Origin of the sequence: Paenibacillus sp. HGF5, from assembly GCF_000204455.1 — a bacterium.
Lineage (GTDB): Bacteria > Bacillota > Bacilli > Paenibacillales > Paenibacillaceae > Paenibacillus_AQ > Paenibacillus_AQ lautus_A.
This window is the reverse complement of record NZ_AEXS01000009.1, coordinates 24,939-42,968: the sequence shown is the minus strand read 5'-3', so window position 1 is coordinate 42,968 and position 18,030 is coordinate 24,939. Positions and strand designations below refer to the sequence as shown.

The window sequence follows — 18,030 nt, the reverse complement described above, 5'->3', positions numbered from 1 at the left end:
GTTAAAACGACGGAATTAAGGGAACCGTAAAGGGATGAAAGGCAAGAACAACTAATCATTCCACCTTTTGCTGGGAGGAAGTCAACCATGTATCATCTTTACAGCCATAACGATTTGGATGGCGTCGGCTGCGGCATCATCGCCAAATGCGCCTTCGGTGAAGGAATCGATGTCCGTTACAACTCCATTCACGGATTGAATCAACAAGTCGCAAGGTATTTGAACCGGACCTCCGTACAGGAGAATCCATACGATATGCTGTTCATTACGGATTTGTCGGTCTCTCCTGACATCGAGAAGGAATTGAACGTGTTTGTCGAAGAGGGGGGACAGGTGCAGCTTATCGATCACCATAAAACAGCCCTTCACTTTAATGAATACAGCTGGGGACAAGTGGATGTGACGCATCGGGACGGCCGCTTGGCATCGGCAACCTCGCTGTTCTATGAATATTTAATCGAGCATGGACATCTCGGCAGAAGCGAAGCGCTGGACGAATTCGTTGAGCTGGTGCGTCTCTATGATACATGGGTATGGGAAGAGAGCGGCAAGATCGAGGCTAAGCGCTTGAATGACTTATTCTACATGCTGTCCCTGGACGAATTCGAGAGCAAGATGTCTGAGCGCCTCCGGGAATCGCACGAGGGCTTCTTCTTTGATGAATTTGAACAGAAAATCCTGGACTTGGAAGAGAATAAAATCGAGCGTTACATTCGTCGCAAGCAGCGAGAACTCATTCAAACCTTCGTCGAGGAGCATTGCGTCGGCATCGTTTACGCCGAATCCTATCATTCCGAGCTTGCCAGCGAGCTGGGAACGAGCTATCCCCATCTTGACTACATCGCGATACTGAATATGGGCGGAAGAAAAATGAGCCTTCGAACCATTCATGATCATGTGGACGTGTCCGAAGTGGCGATGCGGTATGGCGGTGGCGGCCATGCCAAGGCTGCGGGGTGCACCATAACAGAGGATGTGTATCAATTGTTTGCGGCGGACTCGTTTGAGCTGGAACCGATCCGGTTCGATGCTTCGCGCAATCAGTTCAATATCAAAGGAAGCGAGTCCGGCGTGCTGTACGAAAGCTGGGGCGAGGATTTGCTGTTTGTTTACGCCTATGCCGGGGAATGGGTGATCGAGTGGAATGGAGAACCTCTCCCATTCCGGTTCAGGTCGTTCGAGGAAGCAGAGCGGCATATGAAGCGTCAGTACGGGGTCTGGTTGTCCCGGGATGACGTATTTGTGAAGATGCTGAAGGAACAATGGATCCGAAACCGTACCCATGAGCGTCCTGGCTTGCCGCCGGATATGGATGAGGAGAAATTAATGGAAGATCTGTAGACGGATCAGCAGGAAGAATGATCCCGCACGATGCGCTGTATTGTGAAGACAGGAGGAATATTCGGTGAAAAAAATGATCGCCGGCTGGGCTCTTGCCCTGCTGACGGCAGGTATCCTCGCTTGGAGTCAAACGCAGAGCCATTCCGAGCCCTCCATTCCCTCGGCGGTTCACAGCAAAGAACTGCTGAAGGATGTTCCCGTACCTTGGTCCGCCACAAAAAACACGATTCGGTTGAATACATCCGATCCAGTAAGTGCAGCTGTACTGACTTCCAAGACGCTGTGGCAGTCCACGAACGTGCACAGCCGCCCGCAGACCGTGATCCTCGTGGACTCGGCTCAATGGCCGATCGCGGCTGTCAGCGTCGATCTGACGCAGCTTAGCAAGGGGCCTTTACTCTTCGTTGAAGAAGGGGGAATCCCGAAGGAAACCTTGGAAGAGCTGAGACGGCTGAAGCCGAGGGGAGCGGAGCACAACAAGGGGATTGAGATTATTACCGTCGGCCCGATCTCGGATCAGGTGATGAAGGAGCTGAACGGACTTGAATACAAGGCCGATCACATTCCTGCCGGGGAAGCCGCGGAAGCGGCAGCAGCAATTGATGCCTATGCTTCCAGGGTAAACGGTTCAGTACCGACCTCGGTTATTGTCGGATCGATGGAACGGCCCGACTATACGCTGCCCGCGGTAAGCTGGATTGCCCATATGCCGGAAACGATGCTGTACGTCAGCGAGAAGGACGTGCCCGAAGAGACGGCGCAGGCCCTAAGGCAGCGTAACGGGAAGGCGAATATCTATGTCATCGGACCTGAAAAGGTGGTGTCCCAGGCCGTTGAAGACGAGCTGCGGCGATATGGGAAGGTAACGCGCATAGCCGGGGACGATCCGTATGAGAATGCCATTCATTTTGCCCAGTATCATGATCCCCGGACGGGTTTTGGCTGGGGAGTACAATCGCCGGGCTACAGTTTCTCCTTCTCGAGGCCGGACTCGCCGACATTGTCCATTGCGGCCGCTCCATTGTCCCATATGGGTAAACACGCCCCTTTATTGTTTACGGAGCGCGACGGAGTGCCACGCTCGATTACGAAGTATGTTGACTCGATCAGGCAACAGAGTGACGCCTCCAAAGTGGAAACTCCCTATAATCATGCCTGGATCATCGGAGATGAACAGACCCTGACCACCAAGCTCCAGAGTGAGATTGATGAAATTCTGGATACGCCTGCAGGACATGATTAAGGGAGCCGCGAATGGCATTGGCAGATGAAGCTGCATATGGAACTGCATATGGAACTGCATATGGAATGCAAAAAGAAACCGTTCCTCGTAATTGGCGGGCCGCACGTCCGTAGATCCGAGAAACGGATCTTTTTGCATGTTTGGAGTATGATGGGGGAATGATTCGCATGCAGCACCTTCAATAGAAAAAAGAGGGCATCCCTCGAGATCTAAGATCTCTTGGGACGCCCTCTTTGATATTGGTGATATGTTCGTGATAGCGAACAATGATCGACGGTACACGTTCACCCCAGATTTTCGCGAGACTTAAGCGTACCAGCCCCATATGAAGATAAACAGCGTTCCGAAGATGGTAACCAGCCCTACGAACAGGGCGAACGCGATGTTGATATAGACGGACTTTTTGTCTTCGCTTTCCCCGACGTGCATGAACAGCATGAGCTGAACGGCTGCCTGCAGGATCGCGGTGACCAGCAGAACGGCCACTTTCGAAGCTGCCGGCATATCCAGCAGAACGACGAGCGCGACAGCTGAAAGGACGAGGGACGATATATAACCCGCTACATGCTTAATTGGAAACAGCTGTTTTAACATGTCACATCAGTCCTTTCAGATACACGAAGCTGAAAATGAAGATCCACACAACGTCCAGGAAGTGCCAGTAGAGCGAGAAGATGAAGGACTTGTTGGCTGTGGAATGATCCAGTCCATGCTTTTTAAGTTGAATCAGAATGGCTGTTCCCCACAGGAGACCGAAGGTAACGTGAGCTCCATGCGTGCCAAGCAATGTGAACAAGCTGGAGGAGAAGGCGCTGGTTGAGAGCGTTACTCCTTCATGAACATAGGTGAAGAATTCAAAGATCTCGATCCCGAGGAATCCCGCACCCAGCAGCAGGGTGATGACCATGAAGATCATCATCTGCTTTTTCAGGCCCAGACGCATCGCATGAACAGCCAAACCGATGGTGAAGCTGCTCGTTAAGAGCAGGAACGTCTCAAGCAGGACCGGCGTAATTTCAAAGATTTCCGCTCCGCTCGGACCGCTGGCAAAGCGGTTCACGAGAACGAAGTAGACGGTAAACAAGGTAGCAAAGAGCGCAATTTCAGCTCCGAGGAACAGCCAGAAGCCGAATATACGATTGCGGTTTTCCTCTGTTCCATATTCCAGCGGCTGAGTGGCATCTATTTTCATACCGTATCACCCCGCAGTTTCTGTTCGGTTTGAACAATCTCTTCAACCGGAATGTAATACCCGTGATCACGGTCGAAGGACATGGTAGCCATAATAATCAATACCGCGATACCGGCAACGATGGATGGAATCCACCAGCTGAATACCAGGAAGAAGCCCAGGAAGAAGAAGGCGATGCCCAGTATAAACGGTTTTCCGGTGTTGCTTGGCATGTGAATCTTCGTGATTTTCTCGTCCGAAAGCGGCTCGTTGTTTTTCTTGGAGAACCAGAAGGCGTCACGGCCTTTGACTTTCGGCGTTACCGCAAAGTTGTAAACAGGAACCGGACTTGGCGTCGACCATTCCAGCGAGCGTGCATCCCATGGATCTCCTGTTTTGTCGCGCGGCTCGTAACGTGTACTCCAGTAAATGTTGTACACCAGAAGGATGAAGCCGATCGCTAGGCCGACCGCGCCGACCATCGACAGCATATTCAGCGGACCAAAGCCGGTTTCGGCCGAATACGTGTACGTACGGCGGGTCATCCCCATAAGTCCCAGGAAGAACATTGGGAAGAACGTAACGTTAAATGAGATGGCAATGAACCAGAATGCGATTTTGCCAAGCTTTTCGTTCAGACGGAAGCCGAACACTTTAGGGAACCAGTAATGGAAACCCGCAATGACGGCGAATACGGCGCCTGGAATGAGCACATAGTGGAAGTGGGCAACCAGGAACATCGTATTGTGATACTGATAGTCGGCACTGGCCATCGCCAGCATGACGCCGGTTACGCCGCCGATCGTAAAGATCGGAATAAAGGCAAGCGAGTAGAGCATCGGCGTCGTAAAGCTGATTCGGCCCTTGCGAAGCGTAAAGAGCCAGTTGAATATTTTGATCCCGGTCGGTACGGCAATTGCCATCGTCGTGATGGAGAAGAAACCGTTGACCATGGCCCCTTGACCCATCGTGTAGAAATGGTGAGCCCATACCAGGAAGGACAATCCGGAAATAATCGCCATACTCAATACCATGGAGCTGTAACCGTACAGGTTCTTTTTGGAGAAGGCTGAGATGATTTCGCTGAAAATACCGAATGCCGGCAGAATAACGATATATACCTCAGGGTGACCCCATACCCAGAACAGGTTGGCCCAGAGCATATCCATGCCCCCGTTGGCCATCGTGAAGAATTGCGAGCCGAAGATGCGGTCGAACATCATAAGCAGAAGCGCAATCGTAAGCACAGGGAAAGCAAAGATAATGATGACGCAAGTGATCAATACCGACCAGGTAAACATTGGCATGCGCATCAGGGTCATACCCGGAGCACGCATTTTCAGGATCGTTACGATAAAGTTAAGGCCCGTCAGCAACGTACCAATCCCTGAAATCTGAAGCGATAGAGAGTAGTAGTTGTTGCCGACCGTCGGACTGAATTCGATACTGGCCAGCGGGAAGTAAGCGGACCAGCCGGCATCAGGCGAACCTCCGATAACGAAGGAAATGTTGAACAGCATCGCTCCGGCGAAGAACAGCCAGAAGCTGATGGCGTTCAGTTTAGGGAATGCAACGTCACGGGCACCGATCTGGAGCGGAACGATGACGTTCATCAGACCGAAAATAAACGGCATGGCCATAAAGAGGATCATGATGACCCCGTGAGTCGTGAATACTTCATTATAATGCTGACCGGTCAGAAACTTCATCTCCGGTGCGGCGGTCTGCGCGCGCATCATGATCGCGTCGACGCCTCCGCGGAACAGCATGATCAATGCACAGATGATGTACATGACACCAATTCTTTTGTGATCCACAGTCGTGAGCCATTCCCGCCACATATATCCCCACTTCTTGTAATAGGTCAAGCCGAAGAGGATTGCGAGCGAGACGAGCACGATACTCACCATGGCGCCGTAAATTAACGGATCACCGGTAACGAAAAATTCGTCCCATTTCATAAAGGCCTAGCTCCTTTCTGGATGTATGAAGTAGATCGGGTGAACAACGTTTCACTCACCGATTTAATGTCCATCATGTTGATGATTTGGGCTTTCTTCAGCCGGGAAGTTCGGCAGCGGTTCGTTTGGATCCACGTTCGTTTCGCTGTCAAATTCCGTTTCTTCCGTTGTTGCAGGATCCGGGTGGACGTCTTTATGGTCCTGATGCTCCTCATTGCCGTTGACGTCACCGCCATGGTGATGGTCTTCGGATGGCGGCGGACTGAATTCCAGATGCGTGTTGGAGAAGGTCATTCGTCCGACGTGCGCGGTGTCCAGAAGCTTCTTGAACTCATCTTCCTTCAGTTCAGGCGCGGTATCCTTTACATCCTTAACCCACTCATCATACTCGGCAGAGGTCATGGCAAGGGCTTCGAACTCCATATGGGCAAAGCCTTCGCCGTTGAAGTTCGCGTTACGACCCATCATCGAACCCGGTACGTCGGCAACCATGTTCAGCTTGGTGATCATGTCGCTCATCGCGTACTTCTGTCCGTGAAGCTGAGGGATCCAGAAGCTTGTGATCGGACCGAACGAATACAGTCGGAACTCGATCGGACGATGGGTCGGAATGTTAACGTAATTGACGGTTTCGATTCCTTCTTCCGGATAGCTGAAATGCCATTTCCAGTTCGAAGAGGAAGCATAAATGACCAGAGGCTCTTGGTTCTCGTAGCCTTCAGGCACGTTTTCGACGGCCACTGTCGTTTTGACGGTTACGACCGAGAGCACGGCAACGATCAGGATCGGAATGGCAGTCCACAGAATCTCCAGCCATTTGTTGCCCTCTTCATGAGGCGGTTCATAACCTTCGTTGGATTTCTTGGCTCGATATTTCGTGAGCATGTAGATATAGAGCGCGTAAACTACCGCTAGGATTCCGACCATCATGAGAATGGAGAATATGATTGTATCGGATAGGGTTCTGGCAGCCGGTCCTTTCGGATCTAATACCGTGAGCGAGCTGCAGCCCGATAAGAGCAAGGTAAAGCATAAAAACAATGCAAATAACGGCCCTCTTTTGTTCATGATGTACCCCTTTCCTTGAAACGTTCGTTCGATTCAATGTTACTGACACATCTATAGTAGAAAGTTCCGGTCGGCTTTGCAAAACACATAAACTTGTATAAATAACAGATAAATCCATATTCGTGTCAATGTATGTAATTTTATGTGTTCAATTTGTTACAAAAGGGGAGGGTTGTGAGCGAGATCATTGTAGTGGCGCGGTTTAGAGGCAGTTCATACTTTGTTCAAACATTCACGAGAGTTACCAGTTTCGTCACAATTCCGGGCCTGTTTTTTACTGCTTTCGGCTCCTTAACCTGCCGAATAAATCCCAGTACTGATAAGGGTTTAGACTTGCAAGTATAATTTTTCACAATAAAATCGAAGCCGATTTTTATTTCCAGTTCACTTATTTAACCAAAAGGCTCGAAGAGGCTTGTGATATGATATAACTAAAAATTGGAACGGAATATTTTGCTGGGAATTGTGAAACGCTTGACAGGAAAGAGAGGGGAGCCGGTGCGGTCGTTCTGGATATGGTTTTTATTTCTTGTTTTGAGCTGGCTGTGCGCCCTCGTCCCTGTGCTGCAGCATGTTGATCCGGATCAATTGCCTTGGCGATTGGGAAGCAGCGCTATTTTTATCACGGGCTTCTTTTTGGCGCCGTTATTCCGCGCGAGGCCTGCAATGCTATTTGTCACACATCTCGCTGCGCTGATCTCGCCGTGAAGCTGGTCCCTGAAGATTATCGCATCGTAGCCGACAATGGATAACCCATACGTCCAGCTAGATGATCAGCATCTCCGTACGGTTTATGAAAGAGAGCTATAAACGATAACGTGATGGCGCGCTAAATCGCGCTGAATAAAGAAAGGGCTAATCCAGAGGGGGGACGGCATTCCTCGGAATAGCCCTTTGCTTTTGCTGTTTACAACACATGGAGGCGAATAAGCTCCGCAAGCCGGATAAGTCCCTTCTCCAGTTGATCGTATGCGGCGTATGCATACGATAGCCGCAGATGCTGCTGGTCGTTACGGTCATAAATAGTTCCGGGATTGAGCAGCAGGCCTTCCTTCAACGCCTGCTCGAATAACGCGCGAATGGAGATCGGCTTGGCGATGCGGAGCCAAACATAAAATCCGCCTTGGGGTTTATTCCAGTGGGCAATATCTTGAAAATATCGTTCCAGCAACGACAGCGTAAAGTCTCTGCGCTTCATCAGCTCTGCCCGGATCCGAACGAGATGCTTCTCATAGGATCCGCTCGAGAGCCACTCCGCGACAGCATGCTGGGACAGCGAGCTGGAGCCGTAATCGGTCTGCATTTTAATGTCGGACAACCGATCGATGACAGGCTCCGGCCCGACCACCCATCCGATGCGCAGACCGGGCCCGAGGGTTTTGGACATGCTGCCCATATAGAGCACGAGTCCTTGTTTATCCGAAGCTTTCAAAGGGGGCGGAGATGGAGTATCCAGCCATAAATCGCCATACACATCATCCTCGATGACGGGCAATCTTTCTTGGGCACAGATTTTCAGCAGCTCCGTCCTTCTGTCGGAAGACATCATTGTGCCTGTAGGGTTATGAAAGGCAGGGATCGTGTAGAGCAGGGCGGCTCTGTGCTGACGCTTGAGCCTTCCGATAGATTCCGTTCGGATCCCTTTGGCATCCATCGGGATGCCGTGCAATTGCATGCCAGCCGACTGGAATACATGAATCGAGTTCAGGTACGTGGGATTCTCCACCAGGATGGCGGAACCGTGATGCAGCAGCCCCAGGGAAATAAGCTGCAAGCCCTGCAGTCCGCCGGAAACGATAAGAATGGAAGAAGGAGATGCGGATATCCCCTTCTTATTCAAATAATCGCTGATGATTTCCCTTAAGTATAGGCTGCCTTTCGGTTCCGAATATCCCAAAGTGAAACGGCTGGACATACTGCCGTTAAACGTCTCCCGCATTTGGGCGGTCGGAAGGAGCTCAGGCGAAAGCTCGCCAGTACCGAGTCGGATCACATCCGGATCGGTTTCCGCACGGTTGATCTGCTGGATCATATGGATGTTCGGCTGATAGGAGCCGGATTTCACGTATTGATTCCAATCAGGCGGGGGCGCGGCGGCCAATACGCTCCAAGTATTGTTAACAATAACCGTGCCTTGTCCCACCCGGGATTCTATAAAACCGTCAGCCGCAAGCTCACCCAAGGCATAAACGATGGTGCTGCGGTTGACTTGAAATTTGGCGGCAAGCTCCCTCTGCGGGAGAATTCGGGTCCCGACCGGCCATTCCCCGTTCATGATTCGGCTCTTCATGTAATCATAAATTTGCCGATGCAGGGGGACTTCGGAAGCTTTATTCAATTTCCATTCTTCTGACATGGACAACCTGCTTTCTGACAACGCCTCTATAGAATCATGCCCAGTATACATCATTGGTTGGGTCGAATGCCAACCAATTGGTTGGAGACGCAGCCAAGCTCCTCCATTACAATGGTGAAAATATTGACTGGAGGTTTGCTTTCATATGATAGCCGTTATACTTCATGGGTTCATTCTGGCTCTCGGGCTTATTCTTCCCTTAGGCGTGCAAAATGTGTTCGTATTTAATCAAGGTGTCGTTCAACCCCGGTTTATTAGGGCGCTGCCTGTCATGATTACCGCATCGTTATGCGATACGCTGCTGATTTCATTGGCGGTATTGGGCGTATCCGTGATCGTTTTGGAATATGAATGGATCAAACTGACGTTATTTACATTGGGAATCTGCTTCCTGGTCTATATGGGAGCGGCGACGTGGAGGAGTAAGCCTTCAGGTCAGGACCCGGAAAGCGCTCGTTCGTTCTCTCCCAAGAAGCAAATCGTATTTGCCATGTCCGTGTCGCTGCTAAATCCGCATGCCGTTCTGGACACGATGGGCGTCATCGGCACGAGCTCGCTTCAATATGAAGGGGCGGACAAAATGATTTTTACCGTTGTATGCATCGCCGTCTCTTGGCTGTGGTTCCTGGGACTTGGCATTGCCGGTCGGGCGATGGGAAGGATGGATTCGACAGGCAGGCTGCTGTCCGCGCTGAACCGAATATCGGCGGTGATTATGTGGGGTACGGCCGCTTATCTCGTGCTTCGATTGGTTCAAACCTAGTTAGGAGAAATTTAGACGGGACTGAGAATTTATGTTAATTAATGGATGGAAAATGTGGTAAGTTTGTATGTGACCCGGGAATAGGAGGAGGCAATGCGATGAACATTTCGATTGGCGGCTATTCTTTTTATAACACGTTTCTCGACGGCAAAATGGATGTGTTCGGTTATTTGGAGACGGTGAAGTATCGCTACCGAATGGATGCGGTTGATTTGTGGAACGGTTTTTTCATCGATCGAAGCGGCCCCATATACAAGCTTGCCGACGAAAGCTACATACGTAAAATCAGGGAAGCGCTGGATGAGAAGGAGATGAGCGTGGTTAACTTTGCCGTTGACGGGGCTCATCTATGGGATCCCGACCCGGATATGCGGGCGAAGTTGTATGACAATGCGCTTGCCCATCTGGATGCCGCAGAAATTTTGGGGGCCAAAACGGTGCGGATCGACACCGGCGGCGGTTATAAAGAAGCGGAGCCGATGCCGGACGAACAATTCGAATACCTTGTCAAGCGCTATCGGGAATTGGCGGAGCGTGCTGGGGATAACGGCTATACCGTAGGTCCGGAAAACCATATGGGCGCCTCCCTCCTCCCTCGGGAAATGAAGCGGATTGCGGAGGAAGTCCGGCATCCTGCTTTTGGTTTCCTGCTTCACCTAGGAAGATGGAGGGCGGATGAGGCCGAAGGCGACGAGATGGTTGCCCCGTGGACGGTGCATACGCATTTCGATGCGAAGACCGCGGTTCATCCCGATGCGGAGGAGAAGGTGCGCAGCCTGCTCGCCGGGGGCTATCGGGGATATTGGGGCGTCGAATACAACGCGCCGGGCAACCAATACGTGGAGATGGAATGGATCATTGGGAACGTAAAGCGAATTTTGAGTAATGCCAGTCGAGCCAAGCAGAAATGACATGATATTCTTATGGATAAAAAGACGAGGGCCGATTCTCCAGAATCGGTCCTCGTCTGATTTTGCCGGTTGCAGCATAAGAAAACGTTCAACGTCCGTTAGCTGGTCAGCTTAAATTGGCTGTTGTACAACTCGTAGTAGAAGCCGCGCTTGGCCAGCAGCTCTTCATGTGTGCCGCGCTCCGCGATTCCGCCATGATTCATGACAAGAATCTGGTCGGCCTCGCGGATCGTGCTCAGACGATGGGCGATGACAAAGCTGGTCCGGCCTTGCATCAGGGCGCGCATGGCGGTTTGAATATGCATCTCGGTTCGGGTATCGATGCTGCTGGTTGCCTCGTCGAGAATCAGAATAACGGGATCGGCAAGCACGGCCCGAGCAATCGTCAAGAGCTGCCGCTGGCCCTGGCTCAGGTTGCCGCCGCCCGAGAGGAGCTGCGTATCATAGCCATCGGGCAGCTTCATGATGAAGTCATGCGCATTGGCTAGCTTGGCGGCGGTTTCGATCTCTTGGTCCGAGGCATCCAGCCGGCCATAACGAATGTTCTCCCGGATCGATGCCGAGAATACATAAGCATCCTGAAGCACGATCCCCAGCTGACTCCGCAGACTGTCCTTGTCCAGTTGGCGGATATCGCTGCCATCTATGGTGATTACGCCATCATCAATCTCATAGAAACGGGTGAGGAGATTGATAATGGTGGTTTTGCCGGCGCCTGTCGGGCCGACGAGCGCAACGGTCTCACCCGGCCGGGCGGTAAGCGAAACATCCCTCAGAATCGGGACGTCTTCCTTATAACTGAAGGACACATGGTCAAATCGTACCTCGCCATACATATCGTCCGCTTTTTTCGTCTGTTCATTGCCTTGGTATTCGGACTCCGTATCGATTATCTCAAAGACCCGTTCTGCCCCGGCAACCGCGGACTGCACCAGGTTGAACTGGTTCGCCAGATCGTTCAAAGGCCGTTGAAACTGCTTCGAATAATTCAGAAACGCAACGACGACCCCGACGGTTGTGAAATCCTTGAATGCCATGTAGCCGCCAACCGCTGCAATCAAGGCAAAACTGACGTTATTCAGCACGTTCATAACCGGACCGACCGTGCCCGAATAGATCTGGGCATGGATGCTGGCGTCGGTCAGCTTTTTGTTCATGTCATCAAACTGGGCAGCGGCATGCCGTTCCCGGCGATATACCTGCACGACCTTTTGGCCCGAAACGGTCTCATCAATGAATCCGTTAAGCTCACCCAGCAAGCTTTGCTGCTTGGAAAAATGCTTCCTTGTCCGGCTTGCCACCGTCTTCGTGAACAGCATGACGAGCGGAATGGTCACCATGCTGAGCAGTGTAAGCCATACGTTCAGGTACAGCATGATGGCAAGCGATCCGATCAGGGACAGAACGCTTGAGATGAGCTGGGTTACGCTCTGGTTCAACGTACCGGAGACATTCTCGATATCATTGGTCGTGCGGCTCATCAATTCGCCGTGCGTCTTGCTGTCGAAGAAGCGGAGCGGCAGGACCTGAAGCCTTGCAAAGATATCTCGCCGCATGGCCAGAATGGACAGCTGGGAGACTTTCACCATGACATGCTGCTGAAGCCATGCCGTGAGCGCGGTGCCTGCATAAACGGCAAGAAGTATCGCACATACCCCCATAAGTCCTCTGATGTCTCCCGGGATGATGTAATGATCCACGGCATTCCCCAGCAGATAAGGGGCGATCAGTGAGAGCAGCGTCGTTACAAGCGTGAATACGAAAACAGCCATCATGCCGCCTTTGAACGGACGGATGTAGCTCCATATCCGGCGTATCGTATCCATCGTATGTTTCGGCTTGGCTTTGGCTATCGTCATTCCGCGGATGGCGTTGCCGCCTCGCATGCTAAGGTCCGGTCCGTCCGTTTGATGGGCATGCTTGGAATCCTGATTCGGTTTAGCCATGAGAAGACACCTCCTTGCCGAATTGCGATCGATAAATGTCCTGATATACTTCACAGGAAGCAAGCAGCTCGCTGTGCGTGCCTTTCGCGATCAATTCCCCGTCATCCAGCACCAATATCAGGTCGGCGTCGATCACGGATGAGATCCGCTGAGCGATCATAAGGCAGGTCCGGTCTTTCATCAGACGGGCCAGCTCTTTCCGAAGCCGTGACTCCGTTCCCGTATCGATGGCGCTGGTGCTGTCATCAAGAATCAGAATGGCGGGTCGAAGCAATAATGCCCGCGCAATGGATATACGCTGTTTCTGTCCGCCGGACAGGTTCACGCCGCGTTGTCCAAGCACGGTATCGTAGCCATCCGGCATGGAAGTAATGAAATCATGCGCTTGGGCAGCCTTAGCCGAGGCCATTACTTCTTCATCGGAAGCGTCCGGTTTCCCGTAGCGGATGTTGTCCCTTATAGTGCCTGTAAAAAGGATGGATTCTTGCAGGACGATGCCGATTCGTTCGCGCAAAGCGGACAGCTCCATTCTCCGCACATCGGTTCCGTCGATTCGGATCTGCCCGGAGGTCACATCGTACAGACGGGGGAGCAGGGATACCAGAGAGGTTTTACCCGAACCTGTTGCACCCATAATGGCTACATGCTGTCCTGGTCGGACCTTGAAACTGATGTCGCGCAGTACGGGCTTCTGCATCTCCGAGTTATAGGAAAAAGTAACGCGGTCAAACATGATCTCTCCTTGCTTGCACGCATCGGTTGCCGGATGAACATCGTTCACAATTTCGGATTCTGTACGCATGACCTCCTGAATACGGTCAGCGGAGACCTTGGCCGTAGAAATCCGTACCAGCATCATGGCCACGGAAGAAACCGAGAACAATACCTGCGTGACATAGTTAATAAAGGCAACCAGGCTACCGACCTCAAAGGATCCGCCGATAGCATCCTTCCCGCCAAACCACAGGACGGCCACGATGCTGACATTCAGAATCATGGTCAGGATGGGCATGTTGAGCGCAACGATCCGCTGGGTTTTTACCGACACTTGCGTGAAGTCCTGGTTCGCATCATGAAATCGGTCCTTCTCGTAACCGGCACGCACGAATGCCTTGGAGACCCGGATTCCGGCGAAATTTTCCTTCAGTACCGTATTCACCTTATCGAGTTTCTTCTGAACGGTGGCGAACAAGGGCAGGGTAGCCCGGATCAGGAAAAACATCACGACGAACAGCAACGGAACGGCAATAGCCAGAATAATGGCCAGCTTGGGGCTGATGATCACTGCCATTATCATGCTTCCTATGGCAAGAAACGGTGAGCGTACGAAGATGCGCAGCAGCATCTGTACCATCGTCTGAAGCTGAACGATATCGCTCGTAAGCCGGGTGATGAGCGATCCGGTCGAGATGTCGTCCAGATTGCGGAATGACAGGGTCTGAACCTTGCGGAACAAATCCCGGCGAAGATCGGCGCCAAAACGCTGTGAAGCAATGGAAGAATAAATCGTGCACCCGAGACCTCCAAGCAGCCCGATGGCTGCAGCTCCCAGCATGAGCAGCCCTGTACTGAGGATGTGTGCCGTATCGTTCTGCATGACGCCGCGGTCGATTATGCTGGCCATCAGCATGGGCTGAAGCAGATCCATGGCGACCTCCAGCAGCATCAACAGCGGTGCAAGCAGGGCCGCTGTCCAGTGAGGACGTAAATAACGAAATAGTTTAAGCAAGAATAATGGCACCTTCTTTATTCTTATTAGTCTAAATACCAAGGTAAGCCATGGGCTTCAGCCTTGTCAAAGGGTAAAGGGCGAAAGCCCGGGAGGGATTCGCATCTCTTAAGAAAAACTTTAACTTTTCCCTACTTTTCCTTAAACTATATTCTTTAAGATGGTGGGACAAAGATAGAGGGAGTTGTTGAAATTGAAGAAGTGTTTGATATTGCTCGTGATCTTCCTGTTGGTTGGATGCGAGCCCGCACTAACGGAGACGCCAAACGCGAATGATAACGAAGGAACACATAAGGAACAGGAGATGAACGCTGGCTCCGACGCGCAGGCGAATCCTCAATCAGAATATGATAACGATGGAAATAAAGCGGCTCAAACGGTCTCCGTGACAGATGAACAAGTAACCCAGGGGAATCTGGTTTTGGTCAACAAGGATCACCCGCTGGATCCGGCAGCCGTACCGACGGATATCGTGAATTTGTTTGAGGAACAAGACTTAATGAACGGCTACGTGGTTCTTGACAACACGATCCGTTTATCGCGAAGCGTGGCGGAGCATTTCGGCGATATGATTGAAGCAGCGGGAGAAGACGGGGTCAATCACTTCATGATCAGCAGCGGGTACCGGGATGAGAGCGAACAGGAGGCGTTATATCGCGAAAAAGGCGCCGATTATGCTTTGCCCCCAGGCTATAGCGAACATAACCTCGGATTATCCATGGATATCGGATCCACGCAGAAGGCGATCGATCAATCTCCGGAGGGCAAGTGGCTGAAGAAGCATGCTTGGGCGCATGGATTCATTTTGAGATACCCACAGGACAAGACGGACATCACAGGGATCCAGTATGAGCCTTGGCATTTTCGTTATGTAGGGCTTCCGCACAGTATGATCATGAACGAACTGGATTTAACGCTGGAAGAGTACCTGGATTTTCTCAAGGAGAAAAAGACCTATAAGGCAACCGTAAACGGGAAGGCCTACGAAATTGCGTACGTACCCGTCCAGTCGAAAGAAACGGAAATTGAGGTTCCGGCCGGCAGCGAGTATGAGATATCCGGCAACAACATCGATGGCATGATTGTGACGGTGCAGCTCGGCAAGGATGAGAATGAATGAAGCAAACGCCTAAATGGATGGTATTATTTCTGTATGTGTTGTATGTATATGTACTGGTCAAAATCATTCTGTTCAAATTCGGCGACGTGAACATTTCGTTTCTGTGGCAGCAGCTGCAGCGTTCGATCGATAATCCCGAATATATGCAGAATCGATTGCAATTTGCCAATTTTACGCCTTTTAAGTCCATCCATCAAAATATGAAACGGCTCTCGAGCCCGCATGACGTGATCAATCTGTTCGGAAATATCGCGATTTTCATACCCAACGGCATATTCGTCAGTGTATTGCTGAAAAACAAGTGGATAGGTTTGCTTGGCGCTTTCGTGACTTCCTTCGGGCTAAGCCTAGGGCTGGAGTGCTCGCAGATTCTCTTTTCGATGGGAAGCTTTGATGTGGACGATTTAATCCTGAATACGGCCGGCGGGGTGATAGGCTGTTTCATGGTCCTTGTCTTGAAAGTAGCCTTTTGGGGAAAACAATCCCATATTGATGAGGGTAGGGGCAAGAAGGGCAAGCCGTTATCCGGGGTGAAGTAGCAAGTGGCCTCACCTTGAATCTGAAGATGAGTACCGATTTGACGTTGAAGACATATCTATAAAGGCGGTGACCAATAATCGTGAATAAACGCTGGAAAAGGATCTTATTCGGTTCCATCGGTATGGTCTTTGTCATGTTCGCCATAAATATCGCATTATATATCCATTCGATCGGTTGGAATCATATCAAACTGATGTATTCGCTTCATACCACCGACAAATCCGTCGTTAAGATCGATGATCCTTCGAACGGCCATGGACTGTATCTTACGAAGATGAGGCAACCCGCTGAATGGATTAAGGAGCGGATGCAGCGCGAGGATTGGCAATTTGTTATGCAAGAGGGCGCCGGATATTTTTTTGAAAAGGATGACCAGGATGTCGTGGTGACAACCAAAATATGGCCGAATCGTTATTTTGTCAGAATTTCGGTTCAGCATGACGTCGTGAATTTAGCCGACTGATGGCATGGCCGTTATCCCAAATAAAAAAGCATCGATACGATGCTTTTTTTGTTGCGTGGGTGCCTGCTAATCGACCGCTTCTTTGGCAATATGCCGTGAACCGGTCGCAGCATTAACATGGATCTCACTTCCTCTCACGCCTCGGCCGATCCGGTCTGCGCGCCGGATGGCACGCCGCGGAGCCAGCTGCGCCGCCATTTCAGCTGCATCACAATCGTAAGGGCCAGCGATGCGGCGGCAATGAAGCTCAGAATGATGAACCCGGCGGTGTATGAGCCTGTCGCTTGGTACAATCGTCCCAATATCAGCGGCAGCGCGTAGCCGCCCAAGCCTCCGGCAGCCCCGACAAACCCGGTAACCAGGCCGATCTCGCCGGCAAACCGCTGAGGGACAAGCTGAAATACGGAACCATTCCCCGCGCCCAGGCACATCATGCCGATAAACAGCAGCGTGACGACAAGCCAAAGCGGCGGCAAGAAGGAGACGCCGATCAGCATAATGGCAGCTCCGGCATAGAGAAACATCAGCATTCGCGAGCCGCCGATGCGATCGGCCAGAAAGCCGCCTACAGGACGGAAGAAGCTCCCTGCTATGACGCAGATCGTTGTAATGTCCGCAGCCTGAACCGCGGTAAGTCCATACTGGGCGTTGAAGAAGATCGTTAAATAGTTGGCGAGCCCGACAAAGCCGCCAAACGTCACGCAGTACAGGGCACAGAATACCCAAGCATCGCGCTGTTTAAGCACATTGCCATATTCGGACAGCCGTTTGGGGGCAGGCCGATTCGGACTGTTGCGGGCAAACAGCGAGAAGTAGATGAAGACCAATACAATGGGAATGATGGCAAGTCCGAAGACAATCTCCCAGCTTCCGAAATGCTGCGCCAGCCGGTTGGCGAACAGGGTCGCCAGGACGGTGCCGCTGTTCCCAGCTCCGGCGATTCCCATCGCCAGGCCTTGATGTTCTTTGGGATACCACTGTCCCGCAAGAGGAAGTGCTGCGGCGAACGAAGCCCCCGCGACGCCGAGAAGAATCGCAACGACGTACAATTGATCAAGGGAATCTACCCATAACCAGCCAAGCAAAAGAGGGACCAGCGTGACGACCATCCCGATCTGAGCCGTTAGCTTCGGGCCGATGCGATCGGCAAGGAAACCTAATACGAGTCGAAGTATCGAGCCGCCAAGAACGGGAAGTGCCACTAGATTTGCCTTCTGCACCGGATCCATCGGATAATCTCCGGCAATGACTACCGCAAGCGGTCCGAGCATGCCCCATATCATGAAGCTGATGTCGAAATACAAAAAAGCACCGAACAGGGAGGGCTTGTGCCCGCTTTGCCAAAATCCTTTCTTCTCCATAGTTATCGCTCCTTATCCAAATGTGTACGTTTTCTATTCTTGGTGCGGATCTGCAGA

15 protein-coding genes are annotated in these 18,030 nt (G+C 51.6%); 7 read left to right on the top strand and 8 right to left on the bottom strand.

Annotation, left to right across the window (positions count from 1 at the left end):
• The first annotated feature begins 87 nt into the window (after nt 1-87).
• Complete coding sequence (locus tag HMPREF9412_RS01110) at nt 88-1,341, top strand: DHH family phosphoesterase (protein WP_009589403.1); 1,254 nt, start codon at nt 88-90, stop codon at nt 1,339-1,341.
• A 73-nt stretch (nt 1,342-1,414) separates the two neighbouring features.
• Nucleotides 1,415-2,584, top strand: a complete 1,170-nt coding sequence (locus tag HMPREF9412_RS01105; protein ID WP_254663975.1) for a cell wall-binding repeat-containing protein — start codon at nt 1,415-1,417, stop codon at nt 2,582-2,584.
• A gap of 306 nt (nt 2,585-2,890) precedes the next feature.
• On the opposite strand, the gene qoxD is transcribed toward HMPREF9412_RS01105, so the two are convergent.
• The 5 genes from qoxD to pdxR form a co-directional block, all read right to left on the bottom strand.
• A complete protein-coding gene (gene qoxD / locus HMPREF9412_RS01100) occupies nt 2,891-3,178 on the bottom strand; it encodes a cytochrome aa3 quinol oxidase subunit IV (RefSeq protein ID WP_009589381.1) in 288 nt (95 codons plus the stop codon).
• 1 nt (nt 3,179) lies between these two features.
• Entirely contained in the window at nt 3,180-3,776 is a 597-nt protein-coding gene (qoxC, locus tag HMPREF9412_RS01095) for a cytochrome aa3 quinol oxidase subunit III (protein ID WP_009589471.1), read from the bottom strand.
• Nucleotides 3,773-5,716: a cytochrome aa3 quinol oxidase subunit I gene (gene qoxB / locus HMPREF9412_RS01090; protein ID WP_009589459.1), complete on the bottom strand. Its 1,944-nt coding sequence runs from the start codon at nt 5,714-5,716 to the stop codon at nt 3,773-3,775. Before qoxB ends, qoxC begins: the two co-directional genes overlap by 4 nt.
• Nucleotides 5,717-5,779: 63 nt before the next feature.
• Nucleotides 5,780-6,784, bottom strand: coding sequence for a cytochrome aa3 quinol oxidase subunit II (gene qoxA / locus HMPREF9412_RS01085; protein WP_009589422.1), 1,005 nt, complete (start codon nt 6,782-6,784; stop codon nt 5,780-5,782).
• A gap of 907 nt (nt 6,785-7,691) precedes the next feature.
• Nucleotides 7,692-9,140, bottom strand: a complete 1,449-nt coding sequence (gene pdxR, locus HMPREF9412_RS01075) for a MocR-like pyridoxine biosynthesis transcription factor PdxR (protein ID WP_009589467.1) — start codon at nt 9,138-9,140, stop codon at nt 7,692-7,694.
• A 145-nt stretch (nt 9,141-9,285) separates the two neighbouring features.
• On the opposite strand from pdxR, the gene HMPREF9412_RS01070 reads away from it, so the two are divergent.
• On the top strand, nt 9,286-9,903 hold the full coding sequence (locus HMPREF9412_RS01070) for a LysE/ArgO family amino acid transporter (RefSeq protein ID WP_009589462.1): 618 nt from the start codon (nt 9,286-9,288) through the stop codon (nt 9,901-9,903).
• 98 nt (nt 9,904-10,001) lie between these two features.
• Nucleotides 10,002-10,814 (top strand): sugar phosphate isomerase/epimerase family protein, encoded by an 813-nt coding sequence (locus HMPREF9412_RS01065; protein WP_009589412.1) that lies wholly within the window; start codon nt 10,002-10,004, stop codon nt 10,812-10,814.
• Nucleotides 10,815-10,912: 98 nt separating this feature from the next.
• Here HMPREF9412_RS01065 and HMPREF9412_RS01060 read toward each other — a convergent pair whose 3' ends face one another.
• On the bottom strand, nt 10,913-12,760 hold the full coding sequence (locus HMPREF9412_RS01060; RefSeq protein WP_009589409.1) for an ABC transporter ATP-binding protein: 1,848 nt from the start codon (nt 12,758-12,760) through the stop codon (nt 10,913-10,915).
• Nucleotides 12,753-14,489 carry an ABC transporter ATP-binding protein gene (locus HMPREF9412_RS01055; protein WP_009589486.1) on the bottom strand — a complete coding sequence of 579 codons (1,737 nt, stop codon included), beginning with the start codon at nt 14,487-14,489 and terminating at the stop codon, nt 12,753-12,755. The genes HMPREF9412_RS01060 and HMPREF9412_RS01055 overlap by 8 nt, the downstream gene beginning before the upstream one ends.
• Nucleotides 14,490-14,682: 193 nt before the next feature.
• Between HMPREF9412_RS01055 and HMPREF9412_RS01050 the strand changes: the two genes are divergently transcribed.
• From HMPREF9412_RS01050 to HMPREF9412_RS01040, 3 genes are all read left to right on the top strand, one after another.
• Complete coding sequence (locus HMPREF9412_RS01050) at nt 14,683-15,609, top strand: D-Ala-D-Ala carboxypeptidase VanY (RefSeq protein WP_009589398.1); 927 nt, start codon at nt 14,683-14,685, stop codon at nt 15,607-15,609.
• On the top strand, nt 15,606-16,148 hold the full coding sequence (locus HMPREF9412_RS01045) for a VanZ family protein (RefSeq protein ID WP_009589465.1): 543 nt from the start codon (nt 15,606-15,608) through the stop codon (nt 16,146-16,148). The genes HMPREF9412_RS01050 and HMPREF9412_RS01045 overlap by 4 nt, the downstream gene beginning before the upstream one ends.
• A gap of 80 nt (nt 16,149-16,228) precedes the next feature.
• Entirely contained in the window at nt 16,229-16,612 is a 384-nt protein-coding gene (locus HMPREF9412_RS01040; RefSeq protein ID WP_009589434.1) for a hypothetical protein, read from the top strand.
• A 134-nt stretch (nt 16,613-16,746) separates the two neighbouring features.
• Here the strand turns inward: HMPREF9412_RS01040 and HMPREF9412_RS01035 are convergent, their stop codons facing one another.
• Entirely contained in the window at nt 16,747-17,973 is a 1,227-nt protein-coding gene (locus tag HMPREF9412_RS01035; protein WP_009589419.1) for a nitrate/nitrite transporter, read from the bottom strand.
• Between the last annotated feature and the right edge of the window lie 57 nt (nt 17,974-18,030).